The following is a 24,334-nucleotide window of genomic DNA, read 5'->3' as shown; positions in this document are numbered from 1 at the left end:
ATCAAGAACTAAAAATAAATTTATTAAGCATGAAAAACAAAATCATATACCTATCAGCAGCATTAGCTTTTGCAGTATTTACATCTTGTAAAAATGATGCAAAAAGTACAACAAGCTCAGATTCAGGTGAAGCAAAAGAGTATCAGGGAAAAGAAATAGGATCAGAATTTGATGCCGAAATCGACAAGTTAGTCGCTCAAATGACATTGGAAGAAAAAATCGGAATGTTGCACGGTAACAGCATGTTTACTTCCGGTGGTGTAAAACGTTTAGGTATTCCTGAACTTAAAATGGCCGACGGACCGCTAGGAGTTCGTGAAGAAATTTCACGCGACAACTGGGCTCCGGCAGGATTAACAAATGACTTTGCTACCTATTATCCGGCAGGGGGAGGTTTAGCCGCAACTTGGAATGCGGATATGGCATACACTTTCGGAAATAGTTTAGGACAGGAAATGCGTGCACGTGATAAAGATATGTTGCTTTCGCCAGCGATAAATATTGTAAGAACACCGCTTGGAGGAAGAACATATGAATATATGTCTGAAGATCCGTTTTTGAATAAAAAAATTGCAGTGCCATTGATTGTTGGTTTACAGGACAACGATGTTATGGCTTGTGTAAAACACTTTGCAGCCAACAATCAGGAAACCAATCGTGATTTTGTCGATGTTCAGATTGACGAACGTACACTTCGTGAAATTTATTTACCGGCATTCGAAGCTTCTATAAAAGAGGCTCATGCGTATAGTGTAATGGGTGCTTACAATAAATTTAGAGGAGAATATTTATGTGAAAACGATTATATGCTAAATAAAATCCTTCGTGACGAATGGGGATTCAAAGGCGTTGTCGTTTCAGATTGGGCTGCGGTGCATTCGACAGTAAAATCTCTTAAAAACGGATTAGATATTGAAATGGGAACTCCAAAACCATTCAATGAATTTTTCCTTGCCGATAAATTAATAGCTGCCGCAAAAAACAAAGAAATCTCAGAAGCAGAAATTGATGTTCACGTAAAAAGAATCCTTCGCACCTTGTTTCAGGTAAAAGCAATGGGAGGAAAAGAACGTGCAAAAGGAAGCATTGCAACCGAAGCACATTATCAGGATGCTTATAAAATTGCTGCGGAAGCCATCGTTTTATTGAAAAACGACAACAACGCACTACCATTAAAATTAGACGGAGTAAAATCTATTGCTGTAATTGGAAACAATGCAACAAAGAAAAATGCGCTTGGCGGATTTGGTGCAGGAGTAAAAACAAAAAGAGAAGTTACACCACTTGAAGGTTTAAAAAACAGATTGCCATCGTCAATAAAAATCAATTATGCCGAAGGATATTTAGAACGTTACGACGAAAAAAACAAAGGAAATTTAGGAAACATAACCTCAAATGGTCCGGTAACAATCGATCAGTTAGATCCGGCTAAATTGCAGGAAGCAATAGAAACCGCTAAAAAATCTGATGTTGCGATCATTTTTGCAGGTTCAAACCGTGATTACGAAACAGAAGCTTCTGACCGTAGAAACTTAAAATTACCATTCGGGCAAGAAGAATTAATTCAGAAAGTATTGGCAGTAAACCCAAAAACTATTGTAGTGATGGTTGCCGGTGCGCCTTTTGATATTGATGCAGTAAGCAAAAAAACGTCAGCTCTAGTATGGACATGGTTTAACGGTTCTGAAGGAGGAAATGCTTTGGCAGATGTAATTTTAGGAAAAGTAAATCCGTCAGGAAAATTACCTTGGACAATGCCTAAACAAATCATGGATTCTCCTGCACATGCGACAAACAGTTTCCCTGGAGGAAAAACAGTAAACTATGCCGAAGGAATCTTGGTAGGATACCGTTGGTTTGATACTAAAAATGTTACGCCATTATACCCTTTCGGATACGGATTGTCATACACCACTTTTGCTTTCGATAATGCAAAAACAGACAAAGAATCGTACGCACAAAACGAAACAATTACTGTTTCTGTAGACGTAAAAAACACAGGAAAAGTAGATGGAAAAGAAGTAGTTCAGTTATACACTTCAAAATCAGATTCTAAAATAACACGTGCAGCACAAGAATTAAAAGGTTTCCAGAAAACATTGGTAAAATCAGGAAGTTCTAATACTGTAACCATCAAAGTTCCGGTAAAAGAGTTGGCTTACTATGACGTAGCTGCCAAAAAATGGACGATTGAACCAGGGAAATATACTTTGAAACTTGGAAATTCTTCCCGAGATATCAAAAAAGAGGTTGTTGTAACAATTAAATAAAACGTGAGATAGTAACACAAATTGCACGAATTTGCACAAATTTTAAAAGTTAGCTTAGTTTGTGAAATTAATTTCACCAACAAAAATTAGTGGTAATTAGTGCAATTCGTGTTTATTTTTATGTTTAGGTCCAGATGGCAGGATATTTATCGGGACTATGTGTGAGAAACTAGTTTCTTTTTGATTTACTTTTTTTTACAATCATAATATCTATGTTTCTATGTGTTTAATTAAATTTTATGCATTACACCAACGGTTATTTTAATAAATAAAAAAGATTTTGCGTGAATAAAACTTAAAAACTAACTATTAAACCAACCAAACCAAATGAAAAATACTATTAAGAGTTACCTGTTTAGTGCCATTTTATGTTTGTCTTTCTTAACTATCTGGGCTTGTAGTGCAGACAAAGATGCAGCAGATCCGGCACCGGTAGAAAATACGCTGACTGCAGATACCAATAAAATTGATTTTTTAGGCAAAGGCAACGAATCTATTGTAAAAGTTACTGCCAATGTGCAGGCCTGGACAATTACGAGTACAAATGCAAACTGGATAGAATTAAGCCAGACATCAGGAGTAAAAGGAACTGTTATCGTAAAAATAACAGCTTTAGAGAACACTACTAAAGAGGCGAGAACGGCAACCTTAACATTAAGCTCAGCTGAAGCCCCATCAATTCAAATTGCAGTTTCGCAAGCAGCAGGAAATCCTGTTACAGGATTGTACCCAAGTTACAACACAAACCCAATTGCGGCTGATGCTTCAGGAATGTCAAGTACCGCAGTGCAATTGGCAGCAAAAATTAAGTTGGGCTGGAACATTGGTAACACTTTAGAAGCCACTAACGGAGAAACCGCCTGGGGAAATCCAAAAGTAACCAAAGCACTAATCGATGCTGTAAAAGCAAGTGGATTTAATGCGATAAGAATTCCGTGTTCTTGGAATCAGTATTTAGAAAATTCGGCTACAGCCAAAATCAAAGCAGATTGGCTCAACCGTGTAAAAGAAGTCGTGCAATATTGTATAGACAATAATATGTATGTGGTAGTAAACATTCACTGGGATGGTGGCTGGTTAGAAAACAATATCACCGAAGCCAAAAAAGAAGAAAACAATGCCAAACAAAAAGCATTCTGGGAACAAATTGCAACACAATTGCGCGGATTCGACGAACATTTACTTTTTGCAAGTGCTAATGAACCAGCGGTTGAAGATGCGGCACAAATGGCAGTTTTAACCTCTTATCACCAAACTTTTATCGATGCAGTTCGCTCGACCGGAGGTAAAAACGCTTACAGAACATTAGTAGTTCAGGGTCCAACAACAGATATCGAAAAAACAAATAAGTTAATGACCATCTTACCAACAGATGCAGCAGTAAATCGTATGATGGTCGAAGTACATTACTATACACCATGGAATTTTGCCGGATTAACCAAAGACGAAACCTGGGGAAAAATGTTCTATTATTGGGGAACAGGTTATCACTCGACAACAGATACAGATCGAAATGCAACTTGGGGAGAAGAAGCTGATTTAGAGAAATACTTTAAATTAATGAAAACCCAGTTTGTCGATAAAGGAATTCCAGTTTTACTAGGAGAATTTGGTGCCATTCGCAGAACCACTTTAACCGGCGATGCATTAACTTTACATCTAAATTCAAGAGCTTATTATTTAAAAACAGTGGTAAAAACAGCCAAAGCAAATGGTCTATTGCCATTCTATTGGGATGAAGGAAGTCTTGGAGACAACAGTTTCGGAATCATTAATAGAGCCAATAATACAGTTTCCGACACTCAGGCACTAAATGCAATGATCGAAGGATTACAATAAAAATAATGAATTCACCACATAAGTGATATAAGAAAACATAAGTACAAGCTGCGTGCAAAACTTAAATTATCTTATATCACTTATATGGTTTAAACAAAAAAACAATGAAGAAAAACATCATCTTTCTTTTTATAATGTGCAGCATCTTGGCCAATGCCAATGTTAGAATGCCTTTATTATTTTCTGACGGAATGGTACTGCAGCGCAACAAAGAAATTCCGGTTTGGGGTTGGGCAGATGCCAATGAAAAAGTCGAAGTTCATTTTAATAAACAAACCAAAACCATCCAAGCCGATAAAGACGGAAAATGGATGATAAAACTATCTGCAGAAAAAGCTGGTGGACCTTTTGAATTATCTATTACAGGAAAAAACAAAATCGTCATCAAAAATGTTTTGGTTGGTGAAGTATGGATTTGCAGCGGACAATCGAACATGGAATTCCAGATGTACAAAACCATGAATGCTGATAAAGAAATGGCAGATGCTGATTATCCTATGATTCGCCATTTTGGCGTAGCACAGGATTTAAGCGGAACTCCAAAAGAAGATCTTAAAGCCGGAAAATGGTTGGTTGCCAACAAAGAAAATATTCGCGATTTTACAGCAGCAGGTTTCTTTTTTGCCAAAAAATTATATGCAGAACTTAAAATCCCAATCGGAATCATAAATACTTCCTGGGGCGGAACCAATGTAGAAACCTGGACAAGCCGTGAAGCATTCGAAAAAAGCGACGACTTTAAAAGCATGATTGCCGATGTACCTCAGGTGGATATAGATGCTGTCTTTGAAGTATACAAAAAATCAGTTTTAGATAACATAAAGAAAGTTCAGGGTTTTGATGTTTCGATGGAAAACGAAAACCAGTTTGCAGCATTCAATTTTAATGATAAAAACTGGCCCGAAATAAAAGTTCCATCTTTATGGGAAAACCAACAAATAGGCAATATTGACGGCGTAGTCTGGATGCGAAAAACAATAACGCTATCTGCCGATCAAGCCAAAAGTGAAGCCGTTTTACATCTTTCAAAAGTAGACGATGAAGATATTACCTACGTAAACGGCGTTGAAGTTGGAACCAATAAAATTTGGGAAGCCTTAAGAGTTTATAAAATACCAGCAGGAACATTAAAAGAAGGCAAAAATGTAATCTCAGTAAGGATCGCAGATTATTCCGGTGGTGGCGGAATCTACGGCGATCCGGCAGATCTTAAAATTCAGTTTAAAGACACTAATTTACCGGTAGAAGGACTTTGGAAATTCAATGTCGTACAGGTAAAAATTGCCGTTTCACCAAACAGTTATCCGTCATTATTATACAATGCAATGGTCAATCCGTTGGTTCCGTATGCGTTTCAGGGCGTTTTATGGTATCAGGGCGAAGCTAATGTCTGGAGAGCAAAACAATACAAAAAAGCATTTCCGTTAATGATCAACGATTGGCGAACAAAATTCAAACAAGGCGATTTTCCTTTCTATTTTGTACAATTATCAACCTTCAACGAGTTCAACGGAAACAGTAAAGTCGGAAGCCGTTGGGCAGAACTTCGCGAAGCACAATCAGAAACTTTAAAATTAAAAAATACAGGAATGGTCGTAACCACAGATATCGGTAACGCAAAAGACATTCACCCCACAAACAAACAAGACGTTGGTTTGCGTTTGGCCGCAATCGCGCTAAACAATGTTTACGGCAAAAAACAAATTTACAGCGGACCAACTTTTAAATCTCAGGAAATAAAAGGAAACCAAATCATTCTTACTTTCGATAATATCGGTTCAGGATTATCAACTCCGGACAATTCAGAAAGCGTAAAAGGATTCGAAATCGCCGGAGCCGACAAAGTTTTTCATTCCGCGAAAGCGATAATAAAAGACAACAAAATAATCGTTTCCAACAACGAAGTAAAAAATCCCGTTGCTATTCATTACGGCTGGGCAGACGACGATACCGAAATCAATCTTTTCAATAAAGAAAAATTTCCCGCATCGCCTTTCAGAACCGACAATTGGGAAATGATTACGGCAAATGAAATATATAAGGTTAGTAAATAATATTTTTGTGTGACATTTGGGCGTGACCGTATTTACAAAAGGCGCTACTTAACAAACCGCTTATGTGCGCCTTTCGCAAATACGGTCGGGCTTTCACTGCTACTGCGGTAGCTTAGCTCTATCCCTCACGCACACACATTGCGTTTCAATATCCTAACAGGTATTTTCAACCTGTTAGGTATAATTTGTAAAAGACGTTAAATCTAAATACCTAACAGGTTGAAAATACCTGTTAGGATGCACAAATAAAAAAAATAGAGATTTTTAAAAGTTCCGGAGGAACGGCATATTTGTAGCAACGGATGTTAATCCGTTGATAAAAAAATCAGGAACGTAAAGAGAGTTCCATAGGAACGGCATATATTTAAACGAAATTCAAAATCAAAAAAGAATACATGAAATCAAACCTCATAAAAATATTCTTCATTGTACTATTAACCCCTTTCTGTACAAATATGACGGCACAATCAAGTCATGTTTTATGGTACAATCAACCCGCAGAATTCTTTGAAGAAAGCTTAGTTTTAGGAAACGGAAAAATGGGAGCAACTGTTTTTGGCGGCGCAAACTCAGATAAAATTTACCTGAATGATATTACGCTTTGGTCAGGCGAGCCAGTAAATGCCAATATGAATCCCGAAGCCTACAAAAACATTCCCGCCATTCGCGAAGCGCTCAAAAACGAAAACTACAAACTAGCCGAAGAATTAAATAAAAAAGTTCAAGGTAAAAATTCCGAATCTTATGCTCCGCTTGGAACATTAGAAATCAATAATTCCGAAAAAGGAAAAGCTGTAAATTATCGCAGAGAATTGGATATTTCGAACGCAATATCAAAAGTAAGTTATGAATTAAACGGTATAAAATTCACCCGTGAATATTTTGTTTCGGCACCAGACCAAATCATGGTAATTAAACTGACGAGCAGTATAAAAGGCGGTTTAAATTTTGACATTAATTTAAAAAGTTTACTAAAGTCAAATGTCGAGGTAAGAAATAATATTCTGGTAATGACCGGAGTTGCACCAATTCATGAAAATGCAGGATATCAGATTGTACCAAAATATCAAAAAATACAAGACAGAGGAACAAGATTTACCACTTTAATTCAAATTAAAAAAACAGATGGAAAAGTGACAAGTTCCAGAGACTTTTTAAGCTTAAAAGATGCCACAGAAGCATATGTTTACGTGTCTGTTGCGACAAGTTTTAATGGTTTCGACAAAAACCCTGCAACCGAAGGATTAGACGATGTATCAATTGCCTTGCAAAACCTAAATAAAGCATATGCAAAATCATTCGATCAATTAAAAGAAAACCATACAAAAGATTATCAAAAATTCTATAATCGCGTAACTTTAGATTTAGGCAAAACAACCGCTCCGGATTTACCAACAGACGAACGCTTATTGCGTTACGCTGACGGAAAAGAAGATAAAAACCTCGAAATCCTCTATTTCAATTTCGGACGTTATTTGCTCATAAGCAGTTCCAGAACTTTGGGCGTTCCGGCCAATTTACAAGGCATTTGGAATCCGCATTTAAATCCGCCCTGGAGTAGTAATTACACCATGAATATCAATCTGGAAGAAAACTATTGGCTGGCAGAAAACACCAATCTTTCAGAAATGCATTTGCCGCTTTTATCTTTCATAAAAAATCTTTCGGTAACCGGAAAAATTACAGCAAAAACTTTTTACGGAGTTGATAAAGGCTGGGCTGCGGCACATAATTCTGATATTTGGGCAATGACCAATCCCGTTGGGCAATTTGGCAAAGAAGATCCAATGTGGGCTTGTTGGCCACTCGCTGGCGCATGGTTAAGCACGCATATTTGGGAGCATTATATTTTTACACAAGATAAAGCCTATTTAAAAAATGAAGGTTATCCGTTAATGAAAGGTTCTGCTGAATTTCTTTTAGGATGGATGGTAACCGATAAAAACGGAAATCTAATCACATCGCCATCCACATCGCCCGAAAATCAATACCTGACACCAGATGGTTTTGTTGGTGCAACCATGTACGGAGGAACGGCTGATTTGGCCATGATAAGAGAATGTTTCGATAAAACGATAAAAGCTTCGAAAGCCTTAAATACCGATACCGATTTTAGAGGGAAACTAGAAACAGCGCTTTCAAAATTATATCCGTATCAAATTGGCAAAAAAGGAAATTTGCAGGAATGGTATTTCGATTGGGAAGATAAAGATCCTAAACATCGTCATCAATCGCAATTGTTCGGACTTTTCCCCGGAGATCATATCACGCCAGAGAAAACTCCTGATCTAGCCGCAGCTTCAAAAAAGACTCTGGAAATAAAAGGCGACGAAACCACAGGTTGGTCAAAAGGCTGGAGAATCAATCTTTGGGCAAGACTTTGGGACGGAAATCGTGCCTATAAAATGTTCCGCGAATTATTGCGTTACGTAGATCCGGACGGAAAGAAAACCGAAAAACCAAGAAGAGGCGGAGGAACTTATCCAAATTTATTCGACGCGCATCCGCCATTTCAAATCGACGGAAATTTTGGAGGAGCCGCAGCCGTTGCTGAAATGCTGGTTCAATCAAACGAAAACGAAATCAGATTATTACCTGCTTTACCTGACGCCTGGGAAACAGGATCTGTAAAAGGAATTTGTGCCCGCGGCGGATTTGAAATCGAAATGAATTGGGAAAATAAAATCCTAAAGAAAGTAACGGTTTCCTCTAAATTAGGAGGGAAAACAACTTTAATTTCTGGCGATAAAAAACAAAATATCACCTTGAAAAAAGGAGAAAAACTAGAAGTAAATTGGTAAAATAGTTCTAAACGCAATCTTTGTCAAACCCGACAGGTTTTAAAAACCTGTCGGGTTTCGCTATAAAGGCGTTTATTGTTTTTTACAAATATTCGGGATTGGAATTGTTGGATTTACTTTTTTCAAGCTCCATAGGAGTGGCATGTTTATAGCAAATAATTGTACGTCCGGTAAATCCAGCTCCATCGGAGCGACATATTATATTTCACCCCGATGGGGTTCTATGCTGATAGGATTAAAAATTTCTATAAATATTTCGTCCCTCTGGGACTTAAATTTCTTTTGAAAACAAAAATAATAAACCCGACAGGTTTTTAAAGTCTGTCAAGTTTTGCTGTAAAGGCATTTATTCTTTTTTATAGATCTTCGAGATTGGAATTGTTGGATTTACTATTTTAAGCTCCATAGGAGCGGCATATTTATAGCAAATAATTGTACGTCCGGTAAATCAAGCTCCATCGGAGCGACATATTATATTTTACCTCGATGGAGTTCTATGGTTATACCGTTATAAATTTCTTTTGAAAACTGATGTCATCCTGAGCGAAGTCGAAGGCTTGTTTTATATAAAGAGCTTCGACTTGACTCAGCCTGACGATTTAATTATTCCTTTTCGGTAGTAGTTTTATTAGACTTCTCTTCAGAACTTTTAGCATGTTCTTCTTTAAAAGTATCATACCATTTCTCAATTGAAGGATAAACAAAGGCCGCTACTTTTTTTATTGGATTATAAAAATAATATTTATCGAGCGTTTCTTTTTTAGCAAACGTTTCATTGAAGTTCATTTTCTCAAAAAGGGCGATAAAAATACTCATAATCAGGATCGTTTTCAAAATTCTGAAAAAACCTCCACCCAATTTATTCGCCCATCCCAGAAAAGCAAAATCAGCAATTCCGGTAAGGATTTTGGCTAAGAAATACACACCAATTACGACCAGAATAAAAGTCAGGATAAAAGCCGTAACCTGTATTGTGTTCGGGTTCCAGGAAACATGTTTCATGATGAGTTCCTTCATAAACGAAGAGAATTTAATCGCAATATAAATTCCCAACAATAACGAAATAAAAGAAGCGATTTCTACAAAAAGGCCATTTTGGATTCCCTTATATAAACTAAAAGCCAAAAGAGCGGCAACAATAATATCAAAAAAACTCATGGTTCTGTTTTCATTTAATTAAGGCGCAAATATAAAAGAATTATCTGCTTTCGGCGGGCAAAGTTTTTGAGTAAGTTTTGATAGCCCACAGATTAAACGGATTTAGCAGATTAACGCTGATTAATATTATTTCAATTGGCTGAGGTTTTGCTTATACATGGCGAAAGAATTTACAGCGCAAAAAAAGAAACCCGTGTTAATCCGTTCAACCCGCTAAATCCGTGGCCCATTTATTTTATAATGTATGAGAAATCTTTAATTTTAGGTCTTTGGATTTGAACTTCCTATCTTTGCGATAATAATTTTAGAGCTATGATAGTAGAAATTAAGTTTAAATAATCTTTAAATCGTTCTTCAATCTGAAATCTAAAATCTAAAATCCACAAATAAAATGTCCAGAGATACACAACTAAAAGAGCGATGGGAAAAGCTCGTCGATATACTATCTAATCAGTTTTCGCAAGGAGAAGACTTGGATTTAGATGCCATAATTTACCTAATTGGAGTTCAGGAACTAGGAAAAGTACACCGTGAATTCAAAAAGGATGAAAAATTAAACCTGATGCACATCGCCATTTGTCGATTATTAGAGCCTTATGGGTTTTATGAATTCGATTTTTTTGATGCCGAAGGATGGCCACACTACAAAGTAAAAGAAGAATTACCACCACTAAAAGCAGGAGAACAATCGGTTTTGATGAAAGAAGCCATTGTGAATTATTTTTTAGAAAGAGAACTTATTGAATAGTTTTTTAGTTTTCAGTCGCAGTCTCATTTTTCAGTGTCAATTAAACTGCAAACTGAGACTGTAAACTGAGACTAAAATCTGCGACTGAAAACTGCGACTGAAAACCAGAAAGAAATGTGTAGATATGCAATGGTTTCTTATAAACCACATTATGCTTGTTTTAATTGTCGAAAGACATTTAAAAGAAGATTGATGAATGACATACAAAGAGGCGAACAATCAGTTCAGGAAGCAAAATGTCCGGAATGCGGGGACTTAATGGCGAGTATGGGACTTGATTTTGAATCGCCCAAAAAAGATGATCTCAAAAAATGGGAACATATGAAAAATCTCTATTCTGTTGGAATCGCTTTTCATTCTTGTGGCTGCAGCGGGCCGGGTTATATTCCTAATTCTAAAGAAAAACTAATTGAGTATTTTGAAGATTTAAAAGAAAAATACTTTAAAAATATAGAGTTTTGGCGTTCCAGAACAGAACCCGCAAACAATATCGAGCGAGATAAAGAATGGAATAAAAGCTGGGCTGAACTGGGTAAAGTAGCATCAAAACATAAAAAAGAAATTATTAAAAACGACGAAGGAATAACTTTTTGGCTGGAAAAAGTCAAACAAATAGAACATAAAATTAGTTTGATAAGATAGATTCAAGAATTTGAAAGGAAACTTTAAATTTTAGACCTCATACTTAGAACAAAATCCTTAAATTTGCACCTTCAAAGTAAGATCGATGATAGACAAGATAAAACAACATATAGAGGAAGCTAAAGCCTTTAATGATAAAAATAAAGAATCCTTAGAGCAATTCCGTATTAAATATTTGGGGAGTAAAGGATTGTTGAAAGAACTTTTTTCAGAGTTCAAAAATATTCCAAACGATCAGAAAAAAGATTTCGGACAAGTTATAAATACTTTAAAAGCTGTTGCCGAAGAGAAAGTTCGTGTTATACAGGAAGAACTTGAAAGCAAACAGGAAGTCAAAGGAATGTTTGGTGATTTAACGCGTGCAGCAGAACCGGTAATTATTGGTTCGCGTCACCCTATTTCGATCGTTAAAAACCAAATTATAGATATTTTTGCCAACATTGGTTTCAACGTTTCCGAAGGTCCGGAAATCGAAGACGACTGGCATAATTTTACTGCATTGAACTTACCGGAATACCATCCGGCGCGTGATATGCAGGATACATTTTTCATCCAGACCAATCCTGATGTGTTGTTGCGTACGCATACATCATCTGTTCAGGTGCGTTATATGGAAAATCACAAACCGCCAATTCGTACTATTTCTCCGGGACGTGTATTTCGTAACGAAGCAATTTCGTCACGTTCTCACTGTATTTTCCACCAGGTCGAAGGTTTATACATTGACAAAGACGTATCGTTTGCCGATTTGAAACAAACACTGCTTTATTTTACGAAAGAAATGTTCGGAAAATCGAAGATTCGTTTACGTCCGTCATATTTCCCTTTTACAGAACCAAGTGCCGAAATTGACATTTATTGGGGTCTGAAAACCGAAACCGATTACCGTATTACAAAAGGAACCGGTTGGTTAGAAATTGGAGGTTGCGGAATGGTAGATCCTAACGTTCTTAAAAATTGCGATATCAATCCGGACGAATACAACGGTTTTGCTTTCGGAATGGGAGTAGAGCGTATTGCAATGTTATTGTACCAAATTGGCGATATCCGTATGTTTTACGAAAACGACGTTCGTTTCTTAGAGCAATTCAAAGCCAATATTTAATTTTAGAAATTAGATTGTAGATTTTAGATTAATTTTTGAAAGATATAATTCTCATTAATACAACAAACCTTTGTTGAAGTTTAGACTTTAACAAAGGTTTTAAAATTTAATAAAAATGAAAGCAGATATAACAATCCCGGAAGTAGAAAACGTATTTATTGCCGCTGTTCAGGAATGGAGCGACGATTTTATGGAAAAAGTTTGGTACGCTTATCTAGTAAACGACAGCGACTTTAATCTTGACAGCGTGATGGTCGTTTCTAAAGCATTTGGAACGATAGATGGCGAAATGAAAAAGACTTCGGTTTTACGTCACGCATTTGTAGAAGTTCCCGCAGTTTCGGTAGTAAAAATCGAAATGGTCGAAAAAAGTTTGTTGGTTCTAAACAACGAATTCATGGTGACTTTCTTCATTGATAATAAATTATATGACAAGAAATTCATTTTCAAATCAAACATAATCAATGAGAACGATACAGAAGAAGTGCCGATTCTTTTTGTTGAAGGGGTGATGGTGAAGTAGGCTAGTTTTTAGTCTCAGTCTCAGTCTCAGTCTCAGTCTCAGTCTCAGTCTCAGTCTCAATTTTTATCAAGCTTATAAAGTTAGAATAATTTATAAATAAAAAGAGTCCGGAAAATAATTTTCCGGACTCTTTTTATTATTTTTCAAGTACTCACATTGAAACTGAAAACTGCGACTGCGACTGAAAACTAACCACTATTGCGGCAATTCCGGTGGTCTCATTTTATAAGCGCCGGTTGATAAACTACCTATAAAAGCTTCCAAAGCATTTAATTCTGATTGTTTCAATTGTAACTTTTGAATCAATCTGGAAGTTGTAGGGAATAATGTATCGTTTGCTTGGCTTTCTTTTCTTTTGGGTTGAGGCATTCCGGCATTGTACATGTTCAAAACACCACGTAAATTTGGGAATAAACCATTGTGCATATAAGGGGCATTTTGTGCAACTCCTCTTAAAGATTGGGTTTTAAATTCCCCCACATTTTCTGCTTTTCCGGTTACATTATATCTGCCTAAATCTTCATATTCTCTTCCGTAATACGTTAAACCAATATTGTGGAATTTATTATCAGAGAAAGTAGCCGTATTATGGCAATTGATGCAACGGGCTTTGGTACGGAATAAATGCAAACCTTCAACTTCTTTATTAGTTAATTGAGTAGAATCTCCTGCAACAAATTTATCAAATCTGCTTTTTGGGCTTATTAAAGTTCTTTCGAAAGTGGCGATGGCTTTTAAAATTTCTGTCTGAGTTAGTTTTTCTTTTCCAAATGCTTTTTGAAAATAAGGTTTGTATCCTTTTATTTTATTCAGTCTTTTTGTAGCCAGATCGATATGGAAGTTCATTTCTTTGGTATCTTTTATAGGAAAGCTTGCCTGATCTTCAAGCGTTGCCGCTCTTCCGTCCCAGAAGAAAACTTTCGCATAAGCGATATTCATTAAACTCGGAGAATTTCGAATACCCTGTAATCTTCCTTCTCCGTAAGAAACCCTTCTCGCATCTCCCCAATTTAATTCCGGATCATGGCAATTGGCACAGGAAATTTGCCCCGATTTGGATAACCTCGGATCAAAAAAAAGGACTTTTCCTAAAGCTGCTTTTTCTTCGGTGTATTTATTGTTTTCAGGAAATTCAGGTTGGCCCAGAGTTCCTATATCTTCAAAACCCTGCGCGTAAACAAGCGAATCAACTTCTGGTTTTGGCCATTTTTGATAATCGCCGCTGCTGTATAATCTCTTTAATTCAGAAATAGAAAGCGTTGGGTCAATCTTAGCATAAGAAACGATAATAAGTGATAATACCATTACGCCAATGGCAATAAACTTTGTTTTCATTTTTAATAATTTAATTGTACACCACATTGAATCCAATAAGTAGTATTGGTATTGATAATGGCGTTGTAGTCATTTTGTTTTTTTAATGCTATTTTCTCTTTCAAATTGGTAAAGAAAACCACTGTTTTGTTGTTTTTTACCGGATAACTGTATTCTAAACGTAAGGCAGGAGCAAAATAATTGGTTGTGTTGACTGCATAATCGTAAATAATTACTTCGTCAAAAAAACGGGCATTTGTGCCGCCAGAAGTATCGTAATAATCTAGCTTAGATGATGCTAATGGGAAATACATATTGAAACTTACAGTCGAGTTTAGTTTGCTTTTTTTGAATGAAAAATCTTTACTGGTATAAATTCCGGTATTCAATGAATTTAATTCAATATGAGTTGTTGCCAGTATGTCGTTGTATTCGTTTTGTTGATAAAGCATATTGAAGCCAAATAAATAATCTATTTTAGAACCTGTTTTTTTAGAAAGCGAGGTTGTCCAGTTTACTTTATTTATTGAATTGGTATAGTTATAACCATTACTTTGCACATCAAAATTGCGCGCATCACTTTGATCAAATTGTAAAGTAGACTGAATTTCTTTTTTATTCCACTTATGAAAAGCAAACAATTCTGCATGCTTGCTTTTTGTTTTTATTTTCATTCTTTCATTTTCTGTTAAATCAAGAGAACTAGTATAAAAAACATTGTTTGAATTCTGGGTGTAATATAATGCAGTGAATATTGAATTTTTACTTGTATATGTATAACCTAATCCAATTTTATCTATAAGATCTTTATATAAATAACCAGACTCGGTATGTTTAAAAGAATTCAGTATTCTGCCGTAACCAGCATTAAAACGTAAGTATGTTTCGGGATATGCTTCATAGTTTAGGCTGAGGTTGTTGTACGTGTAATTAAAATCTTTTTGATCTTGGGCATAGCTGCCTAAAACAAAGGCTTTGTGATTTTTTGAAATTTGATAACCAATTTGTGCTTCTCCTCCCAATTTTCTATTGGTGATTTGTGATCTGGCATCTAAAGTCCTGCTAAATTTTTCTGCACCATAATTGGCTTTCACAGCGACAGATAAATGATTGGTAATATCTTTAGAAAAACCTCCACTCAAGGCATAAGTTTGATTGTCCCAATTGGCTTTTCTGGGAACGTAAAAATAATGCGGCGTAATAACTTCCTGTTCTTCAGCACGATCATCAGTAAGTACCCATCCTAAATTTTTTTCCAGTACTTTTTTGATAGCAAGATCGCCAAATAACTTCCATTTAGATTTTGTTGTAAAATATCCCTGCGCTAAAAACTGAAAGGTATTGATTTCGTTTGCAACTTGCTTTCGGGCAAATTCATTTTGCTGATGTTCATAAGAAACTTCAGTAAATGTAAAATCCTTAATATTTGGAGTTGTATATGCGATTGGATATCTGAAAATTTGATTTTTGATTTGATTGTCAATAATATGATTTTGCACTTTTATAGTGTCTTGTGCATTGACAGTAAAAACGAAAGAAAATAACAAAAGAAGTAATGCCCAGTATTTCAGGGCATTACTTTTAATGTTGTTTATTTTAATCTTATAGATTTTCATTAAAGAAAATTTTAGTTAAATCCTCTAGGATTTGCAGTTACTTCTACAAAGTCATTTGTAGAATTATTCGTGTCCTGAAGAACAATTCTTCCGGCAATTGTAGTCTTAGTTTTTCTCATTACCGATTTTGAAGAATAGGCTCCAGATGGTAAATAAGTATTTCCTCCGTCAATTTGAGATGGCAGTTTTTTAGGAATTAAATTTGAACCTAAATCTTTTGTAGTATCAACTCCGTCAATAAGAACTGAGTTAGGAATTTGAAGGAAAAAATTCTTGTCAGCCTTAGGGTTTTTGTATTTTTTTAGAGCTGTAAATTCTCCTGCGTCCATTTTAAAAATAGCATACGCTTGTCTTCCGTTTGAGTCTAATATCATATCATTATTGGTATTTCCCCAATAAGCGATATCTACATCCGGAACAGCAGGATTTTGAATGTCATATTGATAAAGATCGCCTGAATATGTACCTAAAAATGATTCGAAATCCGCCGTGCTTAAATCTACAGTTAATTCCGGGCTTACAATACTAACTGCTTTACCATTATTGTCGATATAATTTGCTTTATGATTAACTGCATTTTGAGCAATAACAATACTTTTTCCTGGTTGTACGGGATATTGCGTGCCGTTGCCAGGGATTTTAATGATATTGATTCCGTAAACGTAATCTGTATTTGCGGTACTTCCTATTGTCATTCCTTCAGATTTGCTCCAGTCAAACTGACCATTTGGTAGAGAGTAAGCAAATACTGTTGATACTGTAGATCCGGTAAGTTGTGCCATGTATAAACCGTCTGCGTACTGAACGGTATTGGAGTTATTATAAATTTCTATAAACTGATCTCTAAAAACAGCTCCTTTTTTGGTGTCAGATCCGCCATAATAAATTTGTTTAATAACAAAGTCGCCTACTTTAGAAGTTTTCATTTCTATATCTGCGGTAGTAGCAGTAGCATTTACAATAACACTGCTTGCAGCGCCATTAAAGTTAATTTCAGCTTCTGTAGGAGTATATCCAAAAGTCTCTGTAAATTCTGTTGCCTGTATCACTTTTGTTGCAGAAATAGAATAACTACCCGGTAAGATCTGCTTAAAAGTTGCTACGCCGCTTTCATTAGATTCTACAGTGTATTTATTTGCAGTTTCTGTATTGACAATAGTGACACTTGCTTTTTTAACATTTAAACTGTTAAAAGCAACCTCATATTTAAGCGAAACACTAAAGTCTACTGGTTTTAATGCTTCACTTTCGTTATCATCATTGCTGCAGGACTGAATGATTAATCCAAAGAGTATTATAAAAATAGAGAGAGTTTTTTTCATGGTTATATATATTTAAAATTGATAATTAATTCTGGTTCCAAATGAGAAGTTTGCGATGTCGTACATGCTCCGTATATTGTCTTTGTCGTAATAAGGCTTTAGGTTTAAAAAATTGGTAGAATAAAATGAAACGCTAAATCCGTTTAAGAAATCTTTAGAAATACGCAGATGAAAATTATGTAACATATCGCCAAGTTCGGTTTGCGTACCTTTTAGCGTTCGAATAATGTGACCGTATTTTTGCATATCAGTACGCTCTGCTTCTGGAATTTCGTGGTAATTCAATTGAGCGTCTAAATAACCATTTGGATATTCACTCGTAGGAATACGGGAAGTACGTAATATAATATGCTCGCTTCTCAAGGACAGTAACAAACCTACTTTTGGGATATGGTAACTAAAATTAAAACTTGCTGTAAAATTCTCGTTTGTTGTTGACATTGAAGGAAATACTCCATATTTTTCTCCAGAGAGTAAGTTTGTCGAAGTATAATAATTTATAGATTTACTATTATCTTTAGATCTAATATAAGATGCATTCATGCTGACATCCAGATTTAATGCTTTAATTTTTCGGAAATTTATTATTGTTTCAATACCTGCATCCTCAGAATTCGTATTGTTTTGAATGCTGTTGGTTAAATAATATAGTTTTGATGTACCAATAATCTCGTAAGTTGGAATTTCGGTTCCGTTTGTAATGACGTTTGCATTTGGGATTTCTTTAGAAACAGGAATCTGCTGGCCTGTAAACCCATTATTCAGTTTGTTATAATATCCTGTTAGATTTATATTGGCGATAGGAAGATCTATATCTATTCCACCTTCAGTTTTGAACGATTTAGAAGGTTTTAAATTCAAGTTGTCTCCGGGACTCACGACGGTTAAAATCCATGCTTTTTGATAAACGCCCGGATAGGAGTAAATTCCGTTGCCTAATAACCTGTCTAAATAGCGGTCTCCAGTGTATAATTGATTAAGTGAAGGAGCTTTAGAAGATAATCCAAATCCGCCTCGAACTCTAAAGGTTTTATTTATTGAATAAGATGAATTAATACGCGGCTGTAAGGATATGTTTCCGGACTGATTTTCATATCGTATTCCGTAATCAATATTTAGAATTCTGTCTTCTTCAAATTTTTTATATACTCTGTCTTCCAGATAAGCAGAAAATTGGGTTTCAGTTTGAGTTCTGTTAAAATCATAATCTCTATAACCTAGTTTGCTGTCGCCTCCTTCGGCAAGGACATAAAAATTGATTAAACCGGTCGCACTGCTTTTTCTTCCTTCTCCTTTATTAGAACTTGATCTTCCTGATAGTCCAAATGAGAAGCTGTGAATCCAATTAGCTTTATTAGTAATCGTTTTTGTAATATCAAGATTAACAAAAGTAGAAATCGGAATACCTTCTACCGTGCTTACACTGGTATATTGCGATGGAAGAACGAAAGCCTCATGAATCCCTTCTTCTTTACTATCTGTTGCTGCAGTTAAGGATCGATTTATCCATCTTTCTTTTCTGGAAAACTGTCTGTCATACGAGAAACCGCTGTTTACATTTATACCATCCAGCCATATATTAGCAGGTTTCCACATGAAATTGTTAGAGATAGAAAAACCTTGCTTTTCATTTTTAACCACATCCTGTGCAATATTATCCGGATCATGTTTTGCATCATCAAGATTTGATTTTACAGATAGATTTAAAGTGTTTTTTATTTTAGAAAGCTTATCTGTAGTTTTCCAGGCCAGACTTCCACTTATACGTTGATAATTCAATAAGTTATCTCTCGGATCTGCTTTAGAATCCAGGAAATTGATTGCAAAATTCATTGAGTTTCTTGAATTTAACTTAACTCCTTTGGTTAAATTCAATTCACTTGTGGCATCTCTTATAGAAGCAGAAACTCTATAAGGACTATTTCCAACTTTAGTTGTAATTAAAACTAATCCTGAAGTTAAGTCTCCATATTTTGCAGAAGGGATTCCCTGAATAACTTTTATTTCTTCAATATTATTTGTTGAAATTTCCCTAAGATCAATACCAACATTTGGATTAGTGAAAGTATTTTGACGAATACCATAATCATTGCCCCCTAAAGTAGAAACATTTGGATTTAAAGCCTGCATGTTTTCATTGTTGGAAATAGGAATGTCATTTATCATAAATGAGGTTCCAAAAGCTTTACTGTTTTTAGAATTTCCATCAGATGCCGTACGAAAAACAATATTTTTAAATTGATTTAAATTAAAATCTGTAGTGGTCTGCCCAGGAAGCTGTTGTAAAACATCATCAAGAGAAAAAGCCTGAACATTATTTATCGCATTTGTACCCAATGTTAATTCAGAATATTTTCTTTCCTTTTCGGCAGTAACAACTACTTCTTTTAAGTGTAATGTATTGTCTTCTAAATAAACTGTAATATAGTTTTGATCATTTTTTACAACTTCGTTGATGTCTTTTTTTCCAAGAATAGAAAAATTTAGTTCAACGTCCTGATAATAAACAAGAGTGATTTTAAACTTTCCATCTTTATCAGAAATACTCCAGTTGTCAGATTTTGTATCCCGAATAAAAACTCCAGATAAAGAAGTTGAGGATTCTTTATCTATGACTTTACCTGTAATCACTCTTTGAGAGAAAACAGAACCCGAAATAAGAAGGAAAAATAAAATAAAGCGCATTGTGTTTAATTAGAATCAATAAAAATAATGCGCAAATCTATCAATAATTCTTTGTGAAGCAATGCAAAATAAGGGGATTGTAAAAAGGAGTATACTTCAATTTGTCAGAAAAACATATTCGGCAGGATTCTAAAATTTTCATTTAGAGTATTGATAAACAATCGAATAGTACTTTGGTAATTTTGTAAGTACAACGACTTAACTTTTTTTTGGTAAGATGTAGGTTTGATGTATTCTGAAGCAGAGTATTTCTTGTTAATTCGTGTGGTTCAGCTTTAGATTTTAAAAATTGAGCATAAAAAAAGAGTCAGGAACTTTATATTTCCCTGACTCTTTTTTTTATTATAGTAAAATATAGTCTTTACACTGCTATTGAAAACTGTGACTGCGACTGAAAACTTAATCTAATGATTCAGTCAGTTTCTTGAATACAGATTTAGCATCTTTTCCTTCATACAAAATGGCATAAACAGCATCGATAATTGGCGTTTTTGCTCCGTAACCCTGGTTTAGTTTATAAGCACTTTTGGTAGCATAATAACCTTCGGCAACCATACTCATTTCCATCATGGCACTTTTTACGGTGTAACCTTTTCCAATCATGTTGCCAAACATTCTGTTTCTCGAGAAAACAGAATATCCCGTAACCAATAAATCGCCTAAATAAGCCGAATCATTAATGTTACGTTTCATTTTGTGAACTTTTTTGATGAATTTTTTCATCTCACGAATTCCGTTACTCATCATAACCGATTGAAAGTTATCTCCATAACCTAAACCGTGAGCAATTCCGGCGGCAATCGCGTAAATGTTTTTAAGCATTGCAGCATATTCAGTACCAATAATATCATCAGAAATTTTGGCTTTGATGTAATTTCCGGACAATGTTTTAGCAACCACTTTGGCTTTTTCAGGATCACCACAAGCAATTGTCAGGTACGAAAGTCTTTCTAAAGCTACTTCCTCAGCGTGACAAGGACCCGTAATAACACCAATATTATAATACGGAATGTCGTATTGAATATGAAAATGTTCTCCAACAATTAAACTCGTCTCAGGAACAATTCCTTTAATGGCCGAAAAGATGATTTTATCAGACAAAGAAACCGTTAGGTTCTTTAATTCAGCATCTAAGAAAGCAGACGGAATAGCAAAAATTACATAATCGGCATATTCTACAGCTTCGTTTATATTGTTCGTTAACTTAAGTTTTGCGGTATCAAATTCAACCGAACTTAAATAATTTGGATTGTGTTTGTATTTCTGAATGTGCTCGATCGCAGCATCGTTACGCATATACCAGGCAATTTCTGAAAGATTCACGCATAACATTTTTGCAATTGCCGTAGCCCAGCTTCCTCCTCCAATCACTGCAAATTTTAGATTTTCGCTCATTTTTTTAATAATTTAAAACAAAAGTACTTAATAATGCAGTAATATCACAAAATCTGATTTAAGAAATTAAAATTGATTGTTGAGATCTAAATGTCAGGAGTTGAATTTTGTGCACTATTTTTTATCTTTAAAAAATTAAATGAATTCAAAAAAGCCTTACATTCGGTGAAATTTCTCTCAAATATGACAACTAAAATTTTCAATATTATTTTGATTTTGACAAGCAGTTTTTCTTTTTCGCAAAATTCAGATCGTATTTATTATGATAAAGACTGGAAAGAAACTACTAAAGAAAACGCTTCTTTTTATAGAATTAAACCATCAAAAAAAGTAGATAATTTGTTTTTAATGGAAGATTTCTACAGTAATAAAACTCCGCAATTTCAAGGTTACGCTTTGCAAAGCGACGAGAATAGTTATGTTGGAGATATTGTTTGGTATGATGAAAACGGTTTCGATACATCGGAGTATCAATATTACAATAATTCTGCCGTTCCCGTTTTGACCTATTATTATCCTAATGGAAAAAAACGTAAAACCATTGAATATAAAAAAGGAAGGAAAAACGGATTTTCGATTGTTTATCATCAGGACGGAACTGTTTTAATGAAAGGAAAGTATCTTAACGGCAAACCGGTCGAAGGAGATTTTGAAGAAGTTAGAAACTGGGATGATTACCGAAACAACAAGTCAGAGGAAGAAGCTTATCAGGAGCAGACCGATGTTATGGTTGAAACGGCACCTGTAATGGTTGAAGATTATCATGCAGGAACTAAAAAAAAGGTTATAACGAAAATAGTGAAGAAAAAAATATTCTGGATCGACTCAAAACAATTGGCTCAGGAAATATGGTACGATATTGAGTACGACCGAATGCATCCTTTTAAACAGATAAATTATGATGTGACAGGAAAAGTGCTGCAAACCATCAATCAAAATGATTTTGAGGAATACGGTAGTGAGATTTCAAACGGTAATGATTATCAATATTATACTCAAAACAAATTTGCAGTTTCTATTAAATCGAAAACTGGTTATAAACAAGGACAAAAATTTGGCGAAGAAATTAAGTATTATCCAAATGGTAAAATTCACGAATTGACTAAATATACCGATGGTGAAAAAGTAGGCGATGAAATCGTTTATAATAAAGATGAAACCATAATGAAAAAGCGATTATATAAAAATGGCGAACCCTTTGAGGGGAATTTTGAAGAAAATTTTGCCGGAAGATTGCTAATTAATCAAAGTTATGTAAAAGGTTTAAAAGAAGGAGAAGCAATCGTAAAAACGGATACTGACAGTATTGTCGCCAAAGGTATTTACAAAAATGACAAACCTTATAATGGAACATTTGTTGTAAAAACCGGAGAAGATCTTCATGAGTTAATTCATGTTGCTGATTTTAAGAAAAACGGATTGCAAAAAGTTTTTAATTATGACATTAATAATCCTGTAAAGACGTACAACGCTGTAAATGATATTATAGATGGTGAAACTATTTTTTATGATAACGGAGAAGTAACCGGAAAACTCGAATATAAAAATGGTTTGCCTTATGAAGGAAAATTAGCTGAAGCTGAAAAAGCCATCATTTATAAAAAAGGAACAATTGCTGAGGAAATCTTTTATAGAAGTACATATGGAAGAACGGATGAAAACAATATTTTAAAATCAAAACATTATACAAACGGAAAACTCTCAAAAATAGACGATCGCTCTTTTACCCTTGCAGAAAAAATGCAGGATTCTTATGAAGGAATTTATAAAGATGAAAAACCCTATTCGGGATATTTCTCAGCAGATCTCAGAGAGTTTAATTATGTCGATTATTATGAAAATGGTACAAAAAAGTATCAGTATTCAAACAATTATCTGGAAAATCTCGAAAAATATCAATACCCAAATTACGATATAAAATCGACTTACAAAGACGGGAAAATAGTCGACGGTCCTGAATACATAAAACAAGGCAGGCAGTTTATTTCGAAATATTGGAAAAATGGAGTTTTAAAGAGTTTTGATTTTGATGTTTTTGCCATGCATTATTTTAATCGTTATCATTTTGAGTTAAAAAACAATGCTATCGAACTTGAGGAATTTAATAATAAAGTAAAAGGGAAAATCGTCTTAGAAAAATCAGGTAATAGAAATATCGGGAAATTTAGTATTGATAATAAAGTGCTTGCTAATAGTTGTTTATTAGAAGTTAATGATGCCGCACCTGTAGAAACAGGAAGTGTTTTGTATTTTGAAAACAACAATAAAATTGAGGCAAGGCTTTTTACTGTAACAGAAGGAAATGACGATAAAAGACGAGATTCAGAAATGTTTAATACCGTATTTACGTTGTATATAGACCATAACAAAACGATCGAAGAAAATTTTAATATAATAGCTGAAAGAATTTCATCAGAAAAGGATGTTGAATTATTATTTGGCAATGAACCAAAAGGAAATATGATCGCCGGTCTAAGACTTAATCAGGCAAAAAAACCGGAAATTGGAACGCTGATATTGAAAAACAAAAACAATTCGTATGATTTGAAATTATTTATGAAGGAAAAGCTTTTAGCAGAAAAAAAGAATGTTGATCTTAAAAATGTAAAAACAGAAACGAAACTATTGCATGAAATTCTGGAAAAGAAAATGAATGAAGACTTTAAATAAGCCGTTTTCTGCGATTTTAGAAGAAGATCAAAAAAAATAAAAATTATTTTTAATTATACACAATAAAAATAAAACTACTACGTTGTAACTACTTGTAAATTAGAATTTAATGAGTTTAGCAAAAATTGAGTTAGTTAGTTTTGTTTTAGTATTGTAAAAAGGCGTTCCTGAAAAATTCAAGAACGCCTTTTT

15 protein-coding genes are annotated in these 24,334 nt (G+C 34.7%); 9 read left to right on the top strand and 6 right to left on the bottom strand.

The features are described from left to right. The first annotated feature begins 29 nt into the window (after positions 1 to 29). The 4 genes from ACIDC4_RS02635 (at position 30) to ACIDC4_RS02620 (ending at position 8,964) form a co-directional block, all read left to right on the top strand. Complete coding sequence (locus ACIDC4_RS02635; RefSeq protein WP_412044352.1) at positions 30 to 2,270, top strand: glycoside hydrolase family 3 C-terminal domain-containing protein; 2,241 nt, start codon at positions 30 to 32, stop codon at positions 2,268 to 2,270. 327 nt (positions 2,271 to 2,597) lie between these two features. Continuing rightward, the gene (locus tag ACIDC4_RS02630; protein ID WP_412044351.1) at positions 2,598 to 4,109 is read left to right on the top strand and encodes a cellulase family glycosylhydrolase; all 1,512 of its coding nucleotides are present in this window, start codon (positions 2,598 to 2,600) and stop codon (positions 4,107 to 4,109) included. Positions 4,110 to 4,213: 104 nt separating this feature from the next. Then, complete coding sequence (locus ACIDC4_RS02625) at positions 4,214 to 6,163, top strand: sialate O-acetylesterase (protein ID WP_412044350.1); 1,950 nt, start codon at positions 4,214 to 4,216, stop codon at positions 6,161 to 6,163. A 395-nt stretch (positions 6,164 to 6,558) separates the two neighbouring features. Further along, a complete protein-coding gene (locus tag ACIDC4_RS02620; RefSeq protein WP_412044349.1) occupies positions 6,559 to 8,964 on the top strand; it encodes a glycoside hydrolase family 95 protein in 2,406 nt (801 codons plus the stop codon). Positions 8,965 to 9,567: 603 nt separating this feature from the next. Here the strand turns inward: ACIDC4_RS02620 and ACIDC4_RS02615 are convergent. Further along, positions 9,568 to 10,122 carry a CvpA family protein gene (locus tag ACIDC4_RS02615; protein ID WP_412044348.1) on the bottom strand — a complete coding sequence of 185 codons (555 nt, stop codon included), beginning with the start codon at positions 10,120 to 10,122 and terminating at the stop codon, positions 9,568 to 9,570. Positions 10,123 to 10,513: 391 nt separating this feature from the next. Between ACIDC4_RS02615 and ACIDC4_RS02610 the strand changes: the two genes are divergently transcribed. The 4 genes from ACIDC4_RS02610 (at position 10,514) to ACIDC4_RS02595 (ending at position 13,140) form a co-directional block, all read left to right on the top strand. Next, on the top strand, positions 10,514 to 10,870 hold the full coding sequence (locus ACIDC4_RS02610) for a hypothetical protein (protein ID WP_029270935.1): 357 nt from the start codon (positions 10,514 to 10,516) through the stop codon (positions 10,868 to 10,870). A gap of 192 nt (positions 10,871 to 11,062) precedes the next feature. After that, a complete protein-coding gene (locus tag ACIDC4_RS02605; protein ID WP_412044347.1) occupies positions 11,063 to 11,512 on the top strand; it encodes a hypothetical protein in 450 nt (149 codons plus the stop codon). Positions 11,513 to 11,597: 85 nt separating this feature from the next. Then, positions 11,598 to 12,617: a phenylalanine--tRNA ligase subunit alpha gene (gene pheS, locus ACIDC4_RS02600; RefSeq protein ID WP_230033678.1), complete on the top strand. Its 1,020-nt coding sequence runs from the start codon at positions 11,598 to 11,600 to the stop codon at positions 12,615 to 12,617. A gap of 115 nt (positions 12,618 to 12,732) precedes the next feature. After that, positions 12,733 to 13,140 (top strand): hypothetical protein, encoded by a 408-nt coding sequence (locus tag ACIDC4_RS02595; protein ID WP_208683283.1) that lies wholly within the window; start codon positions 12,733 to 12,735, stop codon positions 13,138 to 13,140. Positions 13,141 to 13,335: 195 nt separating this feature from the next. On the opposite strand, the gene ACIDC4_RS02590 is transcribed toward ACIDC4_RS02595, so the two are convergent. From ACIDC4_RS02590 to ACIDC4_RS02570, 5 genes are all read right to left on the bottom strand, one after another. Beyond that, entirely contained in the window at positions 13,336 to 14,475 is a 1,140-nt protein-coding gene (locus ACIDC4_RS02590) for a cytochrome-c peroxidase (protein WP_412044346.1), read from the bottom strand. Positions 14,476 to 14,477: 2 nt separating this feature from the next. Further along, on the bottom strand, positions 14,478 to 16,070 hold the full coding sequence (locus ACIDC4_RS02585; RefSeq protein WP_412044345.1) for a DUF6850 family outer membrane beta-barrel protein: 1,593 nt from the start codon (positions 16,068 to 16,070) through the stop codon (positions 14,478 to 14,480). Between the two features lie 11 nt (positions 16,071 to 16,081). After that, a complete protein-coding gene (locus ACIDC4_RS02580; RefSeq protein WP_412044344.1) occupies positions 16,082 to 17,392 on the bottom strand; it encodes a DUF4876 domain-containing protein in 1,311 nt (436 codons plus the stop codon). A 12-nt stretch (positions 17,393 to 17,404) separates the two neighbouring features. Further along, on the bottom strand, positions 17,405 to 20,077 hold the full coding sequence (locus ACIDC4_RS02575; RefSeq protein WP_412044343.1) for a TonB-dependent receptor: 2,673 nt from the start codon (positions 20,075 to 20,077) through the stop codon (positions 17,405 to 17,407). Positions 20,078 to 20,476: 399 nt separating this feature from the next. Further along, positions 20,477 to 21,472 carry an NAD(P)H-dependent glycerol-3-phosphate dehydrogenase gene (locus tag ACIDC4_RS02570; protein ID WP_230033668.1) on the bottom strand — a complete coding sequence of 332 codons (996 nt, stop codon included), beginning with the start codon at positions 21,470 to 21,472 and terminating at the stop codon, positions 20,477 to 20,479. Positions 21,473 to 21,655: 183 nt separating this feature from the next. On the opposite strand from ACIDC4_RS02570, the gene ACIDC4_RS02565 reads away from it, so the two are divergent. Continuing rightward, positions 21,656 to 24,142 carry a toxin-antitoxin system YwqK family antitoxin gene (locus ACIDC4_RS02565; protein ID WP_412044342.1) on the top strand — a complete coding sequence of 829 codons (2,487 nt, stop codon included), beginning with the start codon at positions 21,656 to 21,658 and terminating at the stop codon, positions 24,140 to 24,142. Positions 24,143 to 24,334: the final 192 nt, after the last annotated feature.

The sequence above is a fragment of the Flavobacterium sp. C3NV genome (assembly GCF_046825355.2).
Classification (GTDB): Bacteria; Bacteroidota; Bacteroidia; order Flavobacteriales; family Flavobacteriaceae; genus Flavobacterium.
The sequence above is the reverse complement of the archived record's forward strand: the minus strand, read 5'-3'. Positions and strand labels throughout refer to the sequence as shown.